Origin of the sequence: uncultured Shewanella sp. (genome assembly GCF_947495455.1) — a bacterium.
Lineage (GTDB): Bacteria > Pseudomonadota > Gammaproteobacteria > Enterobacterales > Shewanellaceae > Shewanella.
Map to the genome: position 1 here is coordinate 1 of NZ_CANLZC010000131.1, position 13,289 is coordinate 13,289.

Genomic DNA, 13,289 nt, shown 5'->3' on the forward strand with positions numbered 1-13,289 from the left:
ATTAGCTTCAATCATCTGCCTTGCCTACAGCATGTTGAATTCCCGCTGAAAGATCACTTATATAATGGAATTGGTATCATTATTCTGAATGAAAACGATTATACAGTCTCTAAGTTGGTGGCCAAATTAACTATACCTCTTCACCTCTTCGTCTCTTCACCTCTTCAACTGGATTCTATTTTATGGATCAAAATGCGACTTATGATGAAATCAACTAATCTATATAAGAGTTAAATTTGAGAAAGGTAAGTGAATGTCAACATTATCAGCTTATACCCCTCCTAATGGTTTACGTGCTTGGCTGGTGGTATTAAGCAGCGCTTTATTCTTTTTCTATATTTTTATTCAAATGAACCTGTTTAATGAAATGGCATCAGAATTAATTGTTCATTTTAATTTGAGTGTTCAACAGCTGGGTAATTTATCTGCCATGTATTTTTATGGCACAGTGATTTTTCTTTTTCCGGCAGGCATACTGCTTGATCGTTTTTCAGTTCGAAGTTTATTGCTATTAGCGACATTTTTTTGTGTGCTTAGTACGGCGATATTTAGCTTTACGCCTTATTACTGGATAGCGGCAATAGCACGTTTTATTGTGGGTATGACCGCTTCGTTTGCACTTTTAGCGTGTGTGAAGTTAGCCTCTCGTTGGTTCTGTACACAACACATGGCCCTTGTGATGGGCATATGTGTCACAATTGCTATGTTAGGTGGAGTGATGGCTCAAGCGCCGTTTGTATGGCTTATGAGCAGGTTAGGTTGGCATGATACATTGCTTGTTAATTTGGTAATAGGTGGTGTGATCTTTATTTGGTTGTTTATCTCTGTTAAAGACTATCCTCACGATTACCCCGTTGAACTTGAAAAAAGGGTGATGGGATCTGAACTGGGGTTTTGGAGTGCGATTTTTAAGGTCATTCAGAATAAACAAAACTGGTTCGCAGGTTTGTATATTTGCTTAATTAATCTTCCTCTAATGTTATTAGGGGCTGTTTGGGGAAGCCTTTATTTAATGCAAGTGGGAAAGTTGACGCAAATAGAAGCAGCCAATGTCTCATCAATGTTATTTATTGGCAGTCTTATCGGTTGCCCGATAGTGGGATGGTTATCTGATCGATTAAGTGTCAGACGACAACCTATGATGATAGGGGCTTTGATTTGTTGCGTGGTGATATTAGGGGTTATTTATTCACCTAATTTGAGTTATACATCGTTTTTGATCTTGTTTTTATTATTAGGATTAGTGACCAGTGTGCAAGTTATTGGTTATCCATTATTAATAGAGAGTAACCCATCAATGTTAACCGCTAGGGCACAGGGGTTATCATCTGTGATTATTATGGCAGGTGGTTTTTTGCAGCCTGTTTTTGCTTGGCTGATAGAGACAAATGACTCTCAAAGTCTTTCAAGTACGCAAGGAGGACAAGTTAATCAGTATGCTGATTTTTTCTGGAGTATGTGGGTCATGCCGATTGCGTTTATTTTAGCCTTAATTATTGCATGGGCTGTAAAAGAAACTTATTGTCGGCGGTTGTAATTTGTTCAGTGTAATTTATGCTCAAGCTCACCCTTTAGAATGTGAATGAAGTATCACGGGTATAGTATGGAGAGTGCAACTTAGATTTTTTCCTATTCCTCACTTTTTAAAATCTGTGCTTAGATTTTCAGAATAACTAACACATTTCTTAGCTATATATATTATCATTTACGCCTACAAAGGTATCATTTACGCTAATAGAGGAATTGATTGTAATAGCAAGTTAGTTTGTGAGCAGATCACGAATATTCAATCGATATACTGATACTATTTCAAATTGAATGGATTTTTGAAGCATTTAGCATGATTGAAATAGGTATTTTTCTTCACTGAATACATAAGAGTAATGTTGACTTGAATAAATGTTAATATTGACGTAAGGGATGTTTATGAGTATAGAGAAGGACGTAGTGATTTTTCTTGGGAATAACACTGTGACTAAGGAAAGATGTTCATATTATCTTCATTGTTCAGGATATAAGGTTAAGTATCAATTAGAAATAGATGCTAGAGAGCATTCTCGACAAATTATTTTATTTGATTTTACTCATCCTATGATTGATTTTGATACTTTACTTGCATATTTCAATAATAATATTTCTGTACCCATATTAGCTATTATCAATGATGAGTTTATACGTTCTGAGTTATATCAAAAAGGTATTCAAGACTATATTTTTTACCCTATTGATGATAAAGAACTGACCTACCGAGTAGAGAGTGGCATTAATTATTATTATAACAACAAAGAAGACAGTAATCTTACTATTGAAATGAATAAAATGGCTGGTTATATTCATGATGTCAACTGTGAAAGTGCTGAAAAGAAATTAGTTAAGAAAACATGCCAATACCTTATTGATAATATAGATAAGAAATTTTGTTTGGATGGTCTTGCAAGAGAAATGGGAACGAATAGAAGCAAGCTATCAGCTACATTTAGGCTTGTTTTAAACAAAAGTGTTTTTGAGTGGTTAAGAAAAGAGAGGATGTTATTAGCTAAATATTACTTAGTGAGCACGAGAATGTCTATTCAACAAGTCTCATTAGAAGTAGGCTATACGAATGCAGCAAATTTTTCGACGTTATATAAAAAATCATTTAATTTATCACCCAGAGAACAACGAAATATACTGAGGATAAATCAATAAATCAATCCTTATTAAAATGTTTTTTATATCTCATGTAGTATATTAATTAATATTGAGTACCACTATTATATCGACACTTTTTTCTTGCAAGAATGATACAGCACATTATGGGACTGTTATGGCGGAGCTTGCATACTTTTGAAACAATGGAGCGTGAATAGTGAAACAATGGTATGCCATTTATACAGCCGTAAATGCAGAAAAAAAACTATACAATAGAGTGATAGCATCAGGCATTGACGCTTATTTACCCTTAGAGCGCATGACGCGTCAATGGAGTGATAGAAAAAAGGAAATAATTAAGCCGATATTTAGGTCTTATTTATTTGTTTATCAGAATATTGATGAATATTATAAAGTTAAATGTTTCCCTGGTTTTTTACGATATGTCAGTTTTGGAAATAGCGTTTCTATTATTCCAGATTCTGAAATGATATTAATGAAATTGATCGTAGATAATTTCAACAAAAAAAAAGTGACAGCTGGGCTCGTTAAAGGAGATAAAGTTAAAATTTTATCAGGGCCATTAGAAGGCCATGTTGGTGTATTAATAAGGGATCAAGGTGAAAGAAAAGTCGCACTGCATATTAAGAACTTAAAACATAGCTTTATATTAAATATATCGATGAATGATATCGTCAAGTTATAATGCTAAGGAGGAATGGATGAGCTTATTAAACTCAAAGTATAAAAAGATACTGAAAGAATTACTCATTAAGCATGAAGGATTGGTCTGTGAAATATATCAGTGTTCAGTGGGAAAAAATACCATAGGTGTTGGCCGAAATCTCGATGCACAAGGCTTATCAATAAAAGAAGTAGAAGCGTTAATTGCCAATAATAATCATAGAGTCGATATTTTACATAAAGATAATAATAACATGTCAGAAATGTGGACGTTGGCTGAAATAGCCAATGACAGTGAACGTGTGAAGGCGTTATGTCAAGGAGGGATCACCACAGATGAAGCCTTGTATTTATTAGACAATGACATTGATTTGGTTCAGTCGCAATTAATAAGAAATTTGAACTTTATTGGGCGGTTGGATGATGTGCGTAAACTGGTACTGTGCGATATGGCTTTTAATTTAGGGATCACTGGCTTACTCAAATTTAAACGTATGTTAAAAGCGATGGAGCTGGGGAATTACTCAATGGCCGCTGATGAAATGTTGCAATCAAAATGGGCTAAGCAAGTCGGGCAAAGAGCGACGAACCTAGCGGATATGATGAGGCAGGGTGTCATTCATTAATGAGGAGAAAACAATGTCTGCAATCAGTAAGATGATGGATGCCATTGCATTGATTAACGCAATGAATGTGGGAATGGCACCAGCAATGTCAATGGGGAATTTGTACATGAATATATCAAATTCCATGGGAATGGCGGCGATGAACCATGTGTTTGCACAGCAACAGTCAACGATGCACCAACAAGCGGCATTAGTGGTTGGTATTAAGAAAATGTATGATTTTGGCCAATAAACGAAAATCGACTTTATAAAGGAGTATTTTATGAATAATGAAGACGGCGGTAAGGGAGCGCCTTCAGCTGAAGCATTATATCAACAGTCTATGTCTTTGATTGATGAAGCGATAAAATCCTGTGGTATCGAAGGTTTTGAAGGAACAGCATTAATGATCCCTCAAGTTATTCAAGCAAACGAAGTGAATACCAATCCACTTCCACAGTTATCCGATCAGACTTTTTTTAAACAAGCTGAAAATTTATTTGGTACACAAGAAAACTTATTTAGCGAGCAAGATGTTACGCAGCCTGACATGTCTGCGACAAAGATGGGGAATGCTGATAAAGCAGCTTCTGAGGAAGATCCTAGCTTGAACTCAATTAATGATATGTTCAATGCAATATAAGTGGAATGAATAAGCTATTGGTTCATTGAATGATCTTCTGTTGCCCATGGACGTCATGAAGCGTTTTTATGGCGATCAAATTTTAGGTGTTAAATCGAAGGAGGCGACATTATTAAAGCAATCTTACCCCATTGCGTTTTATACTATGGTCAATATATTAATTGATACTCAAGTTGCCAGAGATAAAAAGAGAGGCTTTTTATCATCAGCAAAAAATATGTTAACGATATTGGACGTTCCCAATTTAAAGGAATATGACATTCGATGGGAAAAAGTCATGACTGAAGAGTTAAATTATCAGTCATTATTAAAATCAGAGTGTATATTTTTCATCTTTGATAGTAAATTTTACATATTATATTTATATTTTGATAAGGCAATGGCTCACGGTATTCAGCTTGGCTGTATGACATATTCTTTATTATTAAAATCTGTTATTGAAAACATTAAAGTGAATGCGAAAGGTCTTAATATCAATACGATAGTGTGTGAAGTTTACAACCCTAATGTGAAGAAAATATTAATAGACTATGGATTTAAAATAGAGAGTAAAACAGTATTTAATTATGCATTACCTGCAACAAGAATGCTATTTAATATTAAACATTAAGTATTAAATATGAATAAAAAAGAAATAGGCCTTTATTTAATTAAGAATATTTGAGGGGGAGTGAGTCGCACTCAATGTTTTCGTATTTCAATCACCATAAAATGTATCAAAAAGGAGAAACAATATGTCAGATGCAACACAACCTGAGGTCGTTAATGGCGCCATTATTGATGCCGTTTCAGCCACCAATACCAAAGTACTGGCTGAAGCACCGGCTATGGCGATGGGGAGTTTATATCAAACTATTGGTAATTCAGTTGCCATGGCCGCTGCTAATGCGGTGTATGCCCAGCAGCAAGCCCATGTGACTTGCCAAGCCGCAACCACATTAGGGATCACAAAAATGTTTGAACAGAACAAGTAGTCATCATTTAATTTTAAACGGTTAAGACAAGCGGAGAGGTATTATGGCACAACCTGAAACGGTGAATGGTGCAGTGATTGACTCGGTCAGTATTGCAAATACCAAAGTACTTGCTGAAGCACCGGCAATGGCAATGGGGAGTTTGTACCAAACAATAGGTAATTCAGTGGCAATGGCGGCGGCAAATGCGGTTTATGCGCAGCAACAAGCTAACGTCACTTATCAAGCAGCGACAACACTGGGGATTACTAAACTGTATTCAGCAAATAAATAAGCAATAACCATTTCATTCATTCCAGGTGCAGACAGGCATCTTGTCGTAGCAAGAGTTCTGCACCTTCATACTAGATAACAATAAGGTTGATAAACATGAGTCAAGATGAAAACCAATATATCGCCTCATCAAAAGCGATTAATGATGAAGTTCAAGAGCAAAGTGCAGCAACGTTACGAACACTTTCTCTAGGTGGCTTAGTGAATGCGTTATCACTGAGTATGTTAAATAACACATCAAATCAATATGCATCTCAAAATTTAGGGAATTCTGCCATGGTGGCAGCGTGTGAGAAAATTCTAGGCAGTTAAATCAAGATGTGCGGGTAAGGAGTGAAATCAATGAGTGATTTAAACAATACCAAAGGCGTATCAAGTTGTGTGAGTGGTGAGTTCACGCCATTAAAGGAAGAGACGTCAAGTCATCATAATACTTGGGCATTTTGTTTTAATAAGAATCAAAACCAGATCAGTTTGAATGTCACCATTAATACGCCGACCATGTTAGTTGATATGAGCAATCAGCATCTTGAAGCGCCGTTGACGTTAGAGGATCTGAATCAATTACTGGTATGGCTATTTCAAGTGAAAACCAGTATGCAACATGCCGCAAAAAAGGCCAATGTTGAAAAAGGCGATAAAACCACCGGCGCCACTGGACAATCGACGTCTGAGTGATACTCATGATATCTCAAGTCACGGGTATGCAGTTTATTATTGCTGACAATTGGCTGAATGTGAGTAACAAGGAGAGCAAATGAACATGAAGAAACCAGCAGAAAAAAACAATTTTGATATTGCAATTAATCCTCATGAAGCGGCGGGGGCGGCATTGGCGCAAACGGTGGCGAACACCGCGCAAGATCAAACGGATCTTATTCGTAATCAAAATATTATTAAAACGACGGTAATGGCCAGCGCTTATGCTAAATGGTTGGCAAATCCAATGATGCAAGATGAGTACAGTGCCATTATTAAGGAGGCGAAGGTCAGCGATCCTAAAACGCCGTTTGATACGGCAACAAAGGTCATGAGCGTTTACCAACATGCTTATACGAGCCAGCGCAAAGATTAGGATGAATGATTGGAGCATTGTGATAATAGAAACGCTATGTTCCTTCTACTTCAAGTAAAAGAGAGATAACAATTAAACATTATTGGCAATTGATTGGTTATTTGGTGTTGATAACTGACCCATATTAGGAAGATAAAATATGGCTTACTCGACAAGGGTTTTACCCGGCATTATTGGTAATGCAACTTCTATTCATGTATTAGCGTCACAGATTGAGAAGATTGCTGTGACAGAGCATCCTGTATTATTAAAAGGCGAAACAGGAACAGGGAAAGAGTTATTTGCGAATGCTATTCATCAATTAAGTGGCCGAACAGGTGAAATCATAGCCGTTAATTGCAGTGCTATCCCTGAGCACTTATTTGAGTCATTGTTATTTGGCCATGAAAAAGGCGCGTTTACTGGCGCAGATAAAAGTCATGATGGCTTTTTTGCTCAGGCGGAACAGGGCACTTTATTTTTTGATGAAATCGCTGAATTACCGCTCATACATCAACCTAAATTATTACGAGTGTTAGAAACCAAATCTTTTAGTCGAATTGGCAGTGCGGAAAAGCGTCGATTTACGGGACGGATCATTTCCGCATCCCATGAAAATATGGCATTAAGAGTTAAAGAGAAAGCTTTTCGTGAAGATTTATATTATCGCTTAAATTTATTTGAACTGTCCATTCCGTCTCTGGCTCAGCGCCGTGAAGATATTCCCTTACTCGTGCATCATTTTGCTAAACAGCATAACAATATGATTTTTAGTCAATGTGCATTGGAACTCCTTAAATACGCATCTTGGCCTGGTAATATCAGACAGCTTAAAAATACTATAGATAAGCTTATGATTTTAGCAGATGATGATTACTTATCGGCTCAATGTATTCAAAAGCTATTAGCATGTGAAACAGATCCCAATATATTAAAGCAACTGGCAAAAGAAATTATTGCCTTACCAAAAGAAAATAAAATAAAAGCCATTTATGATGCTTTAGTTGAAGAATCTATGGAGCAAAGTCAAGGGAATAAAACGAAAGCCGCTGAATTATTAGGCGTACATCGTAAAGTGGTTGAACGTCGTTTACACCGCATTAATGACGATATTAAAGCAAGGAGGCTATATGACAAAGCCATGTGATGACAAGCATGCTGAAGTGATCTCTTCCTTAAAAGATCCCAAGCAGGAGCCATTGCAAGAGAAAGTCATGATGGAAGAGGCCAATGATAAAGCTAATGTCATGAATCGATCCGATATTGATGAAGCGCTTTCTCATGTCAATGAGGAAGCAAGTGAACAGTTTCAGCAGAGGCTTAACCGTGATGCACAGGCTATGGGAGTGGATGTCAGTAAGCGCATTGCAGATCTTAAACGGCAAGAAAAAGAAAAATTGACTGGATTACTCATAGCGCTTAAAGAGCAGGCGGCATTGATGTCGACTTCAATATTGACTTCTAGTGGGCAAGTGGACAATAGCGAACCTCAATTGCTTGAGGGGTTACGTTTAAAAGGAGCCTTATTATCCCCAGAGGAGGGAATGCAGAAAATTAAAGCAGTGCATCAAATGGGGTTAGCGCACTTATTGGAGAATATGAGCGACACTTTACCTTTTGTCGATGATACAGGGGAGGAAGTATGACACGGCGAGTGAATTACGAATTTGAAGCCACTAAGAACAGTCATGGGGAATTTATTTGCGATCTTGTGTCTGAAATTCCCTCGAATCCTTATTTTGATGAAGATTTACATGAGGAGCACTCTTTTCGTTTTCAGCCAGGAAGCCATTATCAAGCCTTTGATGCCGCGCAAGCTGATCGTGTGTTTAAACAAAGCTACCAGCGAAATTTTGTTGCGGGTCATCAGGATTACATTGATAACATGCGCAAACAGTTTGATGCGATGAGGCAAGCCATGCTTGAACAAATGGAGTCTTTTACTTTTGTTAAAAATATAAGTAAATAATTTTATGACAGTTGATTTGAATAAAATGTTGACCACAACGGAGGATTTTCAAACAGATCAGCTGAAAACATTTACTGACTTTATGGAGACGAGTAAAGGCATTATTGCCAGTTTGGAGAGTGTTGAGGCAAAAGCTGAGCAAGATCATAGCCAAATGCAGGAAGCCATTACAACTTTTGAGCAAGCCAAAAAAGGAAAAGAGAATGTACCTTGCTTGGCGTTAAAGTACGATGAAGAATATAAGGCGCTAATGAACCAAGTCGTATTGGTAGCCAATGAATACCAAGATCCTCGTTTGTTCTGTGACTATATCGATGCGCGGTCAAGACAAATAACCGATGCCATGAAAAAAGGCAAAGTGAGCCATGAGTGATGGAGAAGAAAAAGAAAATGCAACGGAGTTAATTCAGGCAAATATTAATCAGTCCATTGCATCGGCGGTGGAAAGTGCCACTGACTTACTGCGTAATATCAGCACAATAGAAACAACTGTGATTGGTGTCGCATCAGCAAAATGGCTAGCAGAGCCTGCAAATGTGGCTTATAAAGAAATTATTGAAAATGCCACTCAAAATATTGCTTTTGCAGTGGAGAACTTAGCTAATGTGGGAGCAGCAGGTGCAAGTGTATTGTCGGATTTAAAACCAAAGTAATTAGGGAACATGTTTAAGCATTAATGTCTGAATGAAATATTATGTTTATTGATACAGAATAAATAAAAATAATATCCATTAAAGTTAAGTTGTATTTTTAAAGTTGATTATCACTAAGCGTATTTAAATTAATAAATGTGTATCTTTTTATATCTTAAATAAGATTGCGTTTTTATTAATACAGGATTTATTAAAAAAGATATTAATAATTAAAGTCAATGTTAGTGCTCTATTTTTATCATAAAAAATAAAGATGCGTTTTATGTTGTGATTAATACTCATCTTTCCCCTTTGTTGTGATAACCCGTCTTTATGCAGTGAATAATGGAGACGTTTGATCCAGCAATAAACTGAATGAGGTATTTATTCAGTTTTACGTTTTCTCAAAATGGGATCTTGTATTGGCATTTCCAATGAGAAAACACATTTTAAGTAAAATGTTAACTCTAAAAGGAGAAATATATGGCAGAAGCAAAGCAACCTACCACAGTCAATGGTGCTGTTATTGATGCGGTGTCCGCGACGAATACTAAGGTATTGGCTGAAGCGCCAGCTATGGCCATGGGCAGCTTGTATCAAACCATTGGTAATTCAGTTGCAATGGCTGCGGCAAATGCCGTTTATGCACAGCAACAAGCGAATGTCACTTGCCAAGCGGCTTGTACATTAGGCGTCACAAAAATGTTCTCACAAAACGGATAGTGAATTGATGATGAAAAATTAAATGTCATCAGTTGATATTTTATCTCGTTATAACAAAGGAGGCCAATTATGGCTGAAGCAAAGCAACCGACTGTTGTCAATGGTGCCGTCATTGATTCAGTATCAGCAACCAATACCAAAGTACTCGCCGAAGCACCTGCAATGGCCATGGGCAGTTTATATCAAACCATCGGAAATTCGGTGGCGATGGCTGCAGCCAATGCCGTATATGCACAGCAGCAAGCGAATGTGACTTGTCAAGCGGCAAACACACTTGGGATAACTAAATTGTTCTCAGACAATAAGTAATGCTAATGGGTGATGAAAAGCAGCAGGAGTGAATGTTTGTTTTGAAGCGTATCACCCTCATTTTACATTTTAATTTAATCATTTTATTCATGGAGATAAATCATGGCAGAAGCAACTCAACCCACTGTTGTCAATGGCGCCGTTATCGATGCAGTATCAGCAACAAACACGAAAGTGTTAGCTGAAGCCCCCGCAATGGCGATGGGCAGCTTATATCAAACTATTGGTAACTCAGTTGCCATGGCAGCAGCCAATGCGGTTTATGCTCAGCAACAAGCCAATGTGACTTGTCAGGCGGCAAATACCTTAGGGATCACTAAGTTGTTCTCGCAAAATAAGTAATCACTAAGGTCATGTTTATCCTCACTGTATTTGGTGAGGATATTCTCAATTGGCTCAGTCAGCATTGAGTCAAGGTATCAAAATGTCGGCGTTTTTTGTTCACTAAACCAGAATGTTTGAATGTTAAGCGTGAGTCATGAGCAATGGAAAGTATCGGTGGAGGGAAAGGTATGAGCGAAACAGGCAGTGAGAATGTGAGTCAAGCAGGCAGTCAGCATAATGAGAGTACTGAAAGTAGTAAGATTGTTACCACATCCAGTGGCGCTTCAAGTGGAATAAGTGGGGAATTTCAACCGGTTTCAGGTGATGATACTCGTGGACATGAATGGTCATTTAATTTTAATAAAGCGCAAAATGAAGTGGATCTCACGATTAGCTTAAATAGCCCTGAAATGCTACTGAATATGGAACATCAATATTTGAATACAACATTGACCCTTGATGATATTAATCAGCTCATTATTTGGTTGTTTCAAGTGAAAAATACCGCTAAAAAAGCCATGGAAATATCAACACCAATCAAGCAAAGTGTTTCCAATACAAGTGTAAAGGGAGGCGCTCCAGCAGGAACGCCTAAGCTTAGCGCGCCCATCAAGCGATGAGTTTATCCATGAAATGTGCACAGTTAAATGCGGTTGAATGCGACTTTTATTATGGACTTGTGAATAACTGACAATAGGAAAGGATCATGCTTTATCATCAACAGGCCCTTTTTTCGGCCTGGCATTGGCCTCATCAATCAAATTCTAGCGCGCGGCAAGGCACTTGGCCGAAGAATGTGTTAGTGCAGGATCGGCATTTGGGTAACTTACCCCTTGAATTAAAGACGGCCATGGAGGCCATTACAGGTGAAAATTTGCAGTGTGTTCGCGTTCATTACAATTCATCTAAGCCAGAAAAAGTGCAAGCCCATGCTTATGCTCAAGGGCTTGATATATACCTAGCTCCAGGACAAGAACATCATTTACCTCATGAACTGGGCCATGTGGTACAGCAACTCAAAGGCATGGTCAAACCCACACGCCAAGTAAACGGTCTTGACATTAATGATGATGAACGTCTTGAGCAGCATGCCACTCTTTTGGGGGAGCTGGCACTTAAAAGAGCGGGGTTGAGTTGAGCAGATATACTGGCTTAAGAGCAATATTATTTTAAATGTTTACGTAAAGAGCAAAGAGTTAATGAAAAAGGAAGCAAAATATGTACATACAAAAGAGCAAGGGTAAAAGTAGCAAAGGTATTGGTTTTGCTAAAGGTGTTCGCTATAGGGCTAATGGTCGTATGGCTTTGCGTGAAACAGGAAGGGGGTCTGATCACTTTTTGCGACAAAAAGGCACTCCGCTTATACAAAGAATAATATATGAAAATGCCACGCCCATCACAGCTGATCGTGTCATGGAATGGTTTACAGATGACACAGATTTTATCGCTGGTGCAATTCCAAAGCGCAGTGATGTTGAGGCCGTGCTTGGGGATCCTGATATACACATTGCTTTAGAGGAATTTAATCGTAGCAGTGACGATTTTCTTGCTTATTTGAAACAATATGAGCCACCTGTTGAGAGTGAAGCTTTATCGGAGCCGGAAACGGATCCTTATGATTCAGCTAAGGTATTGACCAATGGAACTGTGATAGATTTTCCTGCATTGACGCGGGTTATGGATGGTGTTGAATTGGGCGTGGAAGTAAGATCATCTGTATGGAGAAAGATGCGACAAGATTTGAGCTTAGCCATTACCTTAGCGAATAAAAGCCATCCGGCCCATGGAAGTAACTTTGACAAAAACCAACGACCAGAGCAGCAAATAAAAGATTGGGCGGGGCCCATTCAGGGGGAGTTAAAAGACGAGCTATCGGATTACTTCCGCATTAAATACAATATTTATCTTTAGTTGAATGAATCAAGATTCCGAAATAATAAATAAGTTGGCTTGCTTTTTTATAAGGTGAAAAATAATTTATTTAAGGTCTTTGAATATTAGCCTCATTTTAACATTCAGCACTCATATATTATTGGATCATATTAATCTACCTATCGACATGCATTTTTTGTTAAATATTCACTCATTTATATTATATAAGGAAATATCATGAAAATAGTTTTTTTATTAATTTTACTTGCCTTCTCTTCAAAGGTAATAGCGGCAGATGTGTCAGACACGGCTGCAGCGAATAAGTCTCCTGTTACCGGTTTTTATATTGGTGGCGATATAGGAACAACGCATTTAAATATCGATTATGTTGATGATATTGGCTCGGCATTGAGTCTAGGTTTTTATGGCGGCTATCGCTTTAGTGAATGGTTAGGGCTTGAAGGACATTTATATGCGAGTGGGGATCACAGTGATGTGGCAAGTCTGGATGTGTATGGGACCTTAAAGATCCCCTCATATTTTTATTCTAAATAATCCCGAAGACATTGCGATAAATAAGATGGTTCTTCATATAA

The 13,289-nt window shown here is 37.7% G+C and carries 24 protein-coding genes; all 24 read left to right on the forward strand.

All coding sequences use genetic code 11. The features are described from left to right. Positions 1–253 precede the first annotated feature (253 nt). The 24 genes from Q0791_RS22305 to Q0791_RS22420 all read left to right on the forward strand — a co-directional run bounded on the left by Q0791_RS22305 (position 254) and on the right by Q0791_RS22420 (position 13,248). Entirely contained in the window at positions 254–1,537 is a 1,284-nt protein-coding gene (locus Q0791_RS22305; protein WP_299011349.1) for an MFS transporter, read from the forward strand. A 389-nt stretch (positions 1,538–1,926) separates the two neighbouring features. Next, on the forward strand, positions 1,927–2,688 hold the full coding sequence (locus tag Q0791_RS22310; protein ID WP_299011350.1) for an AraC family transcriptional regulator: 762 nt from the start codon (positions 1,927–1,929) through the stop codon (positions 2,686–2,688). 160 nt (positions 2,689–2,848) lie between these two features. Next, the gene (locus Q0791_RS22315; protein WP_299011351.1) at positions 2,849–3,337 is read left to right on the forward strand and encodes a UpxY family transcription antiterminator; all 489 of its coding nucleotides are present in this window, start codon (positions 2,849–2,851) and stop codon (positions 3,335–3,337) included. Between the two features lie 16 nt (positions 3,338–3,353). Next, entirely contained in the window at positions 3,354–3,941 is a 588-nt protein-coding gene (locus Q0791_RS22320) for a glycoside hydrolase family protein (protein WP_299011352.1), read from the forward strand. 13 nt (positions 3,942–3,954) lie between these two features. Next, positions 3,955–4,173 (forward strand): RebB family R body protein, encoded by a 219-nt coding sequence (locus Q0791_RS22325; RefSeq protein ID WP_299011354.1) that lies wholly within the window; start codon positions 3,955–3,957, stop codon positions 4,171–4,173. 30 nt (positions 4,174–4,203) lie between these two features. Further along, the gene (locus Q0791_RS22330; protein ID WP_299011356.1) at positions 4,204–4,563 is read left to right on the forward strand and encodes a hypothetical protein; all 360 of its coding nucleotides are present in this window, start codon (positions 4,204–4,206) and stop codon (positions 4,561–4,563) included. A gap of 55 nt (positions 4,564–4,618) precedes the next feature. Next, positions 4,619–5,173, forward strand: coding sequence for a hypothetical protein (locus Q0791_RS22335; RefSeq protein ID WP_299011357.1), 555 nt, complete (start codon positions 4,619–4,621; stop codon positions 5,171–5,173). A 124-nt stretch (positions 5,174–5,297) separates the two neighbouring features. Continuing rightward, positions 5,298–5,537, forward strand: coding sequence for a RebB family R body protein (locus Q0791_RS22340; RefSeq protein WP_299011358.1), 240 nt, complete (start codon positions 5,298–5,300; stop codon positions 5,535–5,537). 43 nt (positions 5,538–5,580) lie between these two features. Then, positions 5,581–5,811, forward strand: coding sequence for a RebB family R body protein (locus Q0791_RS22345; RefSeq protein WP_298769878.1), 231 nt, complete (start codon positions 5,581–5,583; stop codon positions 5,809–5,811). A 95-nt stretch (positions 5,812–5,906) separates the two neighbouring features. After that, positions 5,907–6,122: a hypothetical protein gene (locus Q0791_RS22350; RefSeq protein ID WP_298769880.1), complete on the forward strand. Its 216-nt coding sequence runs from the start codon at positions 5,907–5,909 to the stop codon at positions 6,120–6,122. A gap of 30 nt (positions 6,123–6,152) precedes the next feature. Then, positions 6,153–6,488, forward strand: a complete 336-nt coding sequence (locus tag Q0791_RS22355) for a hypothetical protein (RefSeq protein WP_299011359.1) — start codon at positions 6,153–6,155, stop codon at positions 6,486–6,488. A 79-nt stretch (positions 6,489–6,567) separates the two neighbouring features. Continuing rightward, positions 6,568–6,885 (forward strand): hypothetical protein, encoded by a 318-nt coding sequence (locus Q0791_RS22360; RefSeq protein ID WP_299011360.1) that lies wholly within the window; start codon positions 6,568–6,570, stop codon positions 6,883–6,885. Positions 6,886–7,024: 139 nt separating this feature from the next. Then, entirely contained in the window at positions 7,025–8,011 is a 987-nt protein-coding gene (locus Q0791_RS22365; protein WP_299011361.1) for a sigma-54 dependent transcriptional regulator, read from the forward strand. Beyond that, complete coding sequence (locus tag Q0791_RS22370) at positions 7,995–8,510, forward strand: hypothetical protein (RefSeq protein ID WP_299011362.1); 516 nt, start codon at positions 7,995–7,997, stop codon at positions 8,508–8,510. The genes Q0791_RS22365 and Q0791_RS22370 overlap by 17 nt, the downstream gene beginning before the upstream one ends. Then, entirely contained in the window at positions 8,507–8,833 is a 327-nt protein-coding gene (locus tag Q0791_RS22375) for a hypothetical protein (protein ID WP_299011363.1), read from the forward strand. Before Q0791_RS22370 ends, Q0791_RS22375 begins: the two co-directional genes overlap by 4 nt. A gap of 4 nt (positions 8,834–8,837) precedes the next feature. After that, complete coding sequence (locus tag Q0791_RS22380; RefSeq protein WP_299011364.1) at positions 8,838–9,206, forward strand: hypothetical protein; 369 nt, start codon at positions 8,838–8,840, stop codon at positions 9,204–9,206. Beyond that, positions 9,199–9,486, forward strand: a complete 288-nt coding sequence (locus tag Q0791_RS22385; protein WP_299011365.1) for a hypothetical protein — start codon at positions 9,199–9,201, stop codon at positions 9,484–9,486. Before Q0791_RS22380 ends, Q0791_RS22385 begins: the two co-directional genes overlap by 8 nt. A gap of 462 nt (positions 9,487–9,948) precedes the next feature. Next, positions 9,949–10,188, forward strand: a complete 240-nt coding sequence (locus Q0791_RS22390; protein ID WP_299011366.1) for a RebB family R body protein — start codon at positions 9,949–9,951, stop codon at positions 10,186–10,188. Between the two features lie 69 nt (positions 10,189–10,257). After that, the gene (locus Q0791_RS22395) at positions 10,258–10,497 is read left to right on the forward strand and encodes a RebB family R body protein (RefSeq protein ID WP_298769898.1); all 240 of its coding nucleotides are present in this window, start codon (positions 10,258–10,260) and stop codon (positions 10,495–10,497) included. A 102-nt stretch (positions 10,498–10,599) separates the two neighbouring features. Continuing rightward, a complete protein-coding gene (locus Q0791_RS22400) occupies positions 10,600–10,839 on the forward strand; it encodes a RebB family R body protein (RefSeq protein ID WP_298769900.1) in 240 nt (79 codons plus the stop codon). A 143-nt stretch (positions 10,840–10,982) separates the two neighbouring features. Then, positions 10,983–11,441 (forward strand): hypothetical protein, encoded by a 459-nt coding sequence (locus tag Q0791_RS22405; RefSeq protein WP_299011368.1) that lies wholly within the window; start codon positions 10,983–10,985, stop codon positions 11,439–11,441. Positions 11,442–11,527: 86 nt separating this feature from the next. Beyond that, on the forward strand, positions 11,528–11,959 hold the full coding sequence (locus Q0791_RS22410; protein ID WP_299011369.1) for a DUF4157 domain-containing protein: 432 nt from the start codon (positions 11,528–11,530) through the stop codon (positions 11,957–11,959). 80 nt (positions 11,960–12,039) lie between these two features. Continuing rightward, positions 12,040–12,732 carry a hypothetical protein gene (locus Q0791_RS22415; protein ID WP_299011370.1) on the forward strand — a complete coding sequence of 231 codons (693 nt, stop codon included), beginning with the start codon at positions 12,040–12,042 and terminating at the stop codon, positions 12,730–12,732. Between the two features lie 198 nt (positions 12,733–12,930). Then, entirely contained in the window at positions 12,931–13,248 is a 318-nt protein-coding gene (locus tag Q0791_RS22420; RefSeq protein WP_299011372.1) for an outer membrane beta-barrel protein, read from the forward strand. Positions 13,249–13,289 lie beyond the last annotated feature (41 nt).

What these genes read in the sequence shown, in the direction of transcription:
- Q0791_RS22360 (WP_299011360.1), top strand. Translation starts at nt 6,568, where the DNA reads ATGAACATGAAGAAACCAGCAGAAAAAAACAATTTTGATATTGCAATT.
- Q0791_RS22310 (WP_299011350.1), top strand. Translation starts at nt 1,927, where the DNA reads ATGAGTATAGAGAAGGACGTAGTGATTTTTCTTGGGAATAACACTGTG.
- Q0791_RS22400 (WP_298769900.1), top strand. Translation starts at nt 10,600, where the DNA reads ATGGCAGAAGCAACTCAACCCACTGTTGTCAATGGCGCCGTTATCGAT.
- Q0791_RS22345 (WP_298769878.1), top strand. Translation starts at nt 5,581, where the DNA reads ATGGCACAACCTGAAACGGTGAATGGTGCAGTGATTGACTCGGTCAGT.
- Q0791_RS22395 (WP_298769898.1), top strand. Translation starts at nt 10,258, where the DNA reads ATGGCTGAAGCAAAGCAACCGACTGTTGTCAATGGTGCCGTCATTGAT.
- Q0791_RS22420 (WP_299011372.1), top strand. Translation starts at nt 12,931, where the DNA reads ATGAAAATAGTTTTTTTATTAATTTTACTTGCCTTCTCTTCAAAGGTA.
- Q0791_RS22340 (WP_299011358.1), top strand. Translation starts at nt 5,298, where the DNA reads ATGTCAGATGCAACACAACCTGAGGTCGTTAATGGCGCCATTATTGAT.
- Q0791_RS22375 (WP_299011363.1), top strand. Translation starts at nt 8,507, where the DNA reads ATGACACGGCGAGTGAATTACGAATTTGAAGCCACTAAGAACAGTCAT.
- Q0791_RS22355 (WP_299011359.1), top strand. Translation starts at nt 6,153, where the DNA reads ATGAGTGATTTAAACAATACCAAAGGCGTATCAAGTTGTGTGAGTGGT.
- Q0791_RS22305 (WP_299011349.1), top strand. Translation starts at nt 254, where the DNA reads ATGTCAACATTATCAGCTTATACCCCTCCTAATGGTTTACGTGCTTGG.
- Q0791_RS22405 (WP_299011368.1), top strand. Translation starts at nt 10,983, where the DNA reads ATGGAAAGTATCGGTGGAGGGAAAGGTATGAGCGAAACAGGCAGTGAG.
- Q0791_RS22335 (WP_299011357.1), top strand. Translation starts at nt 4,619, where the DNA reads ATGAAGCGTTTTTATGGCGATCAAATTTTAGGTGTTAAATCGAAGGAG.
- Q0791_RS22325 (WP_299011354.1), top strand. Translation starts at nt 3,955, where the DNA reads ATGTCTGCAATCAGTAAGATGATGGATGCCATTGCATTGATTAACGCA.
- Q0791_RS22320 (WP_299011352.1), top strand. Translation starts at nt 3,354, where the DNA reads ATGAGCTTATTAAACTCAAAGTATAAAAAGATACTGAAAGAATTACTC.
- Q0791_RS22410 (WP_299011369.1), top strand. Translation starts at nt 11,528, where the DNA reads ATGCTTTATCATCAACAGGCCCTTTTTTCGGCCTGGCATTGGCCTCAT.
- Q0791_RS22365 (WP_299011361.1), top strand. Translation starts at nt 7,025, where the DNA reads ATGGCTTACTCGACAAGGGTTTTACCCGGCATTATTGGTAATGCAACT.
- Q0791_RS22330 (WP_299011356.1), top strand. Translation starts at nt 4,204, where the DNA reads ATGAATAATGAAGACGGCGGTAAGGGAGCGCCTTCAGCTGAAGCATTA.
- Q0791_RS22390 (WP_299011366.1), top strand. Translation starts at nt 9,949, where the DNA reads ATGGCAGAAGCAAAGCAACCTACCACAGTCAATGGTGCTGTTATTGAT.
- Q0791_RS22380 (WP_299011364.1), top strand. Translation starts at nt 8,838, where the DNA reads ATGACAGTTGATTTGAATAAAATGTTGACCACAACGGAGGATTTTCAA.
- Q0791_RS22385 (WP_299011365.1), top strand. Translation starts at nt 9,199, where the DNA reads ATGAGTGATGGAGAAGAAAAAGAAAATGCAACGGAGTTAATTCAGGCA.
- Q0791_RS22370 (WP_299011362.1), top strand. Translation starts at nt 7,995, where the DNA reads ATGACAAAGCCATGTGATGACAAGCATGCTGAAGTGATCTCTTCCTTA.
- Q0791_RS22415 (WP_299011370.1), top strand. Translation starts at nt 12,040, where the DNA reads ATGTACATACAAAAGAGCAAGGGTAAAAGTAGCAAAGGTATTGGTTTT.
- Q0791_RS22350 (WP_298769880.1), top strand. Translation starts at nt 5,907, where the DNA reads ATGAGTCAAGATGAAAACCAATATATCGCCTCATCAAAAGCGATTAAT.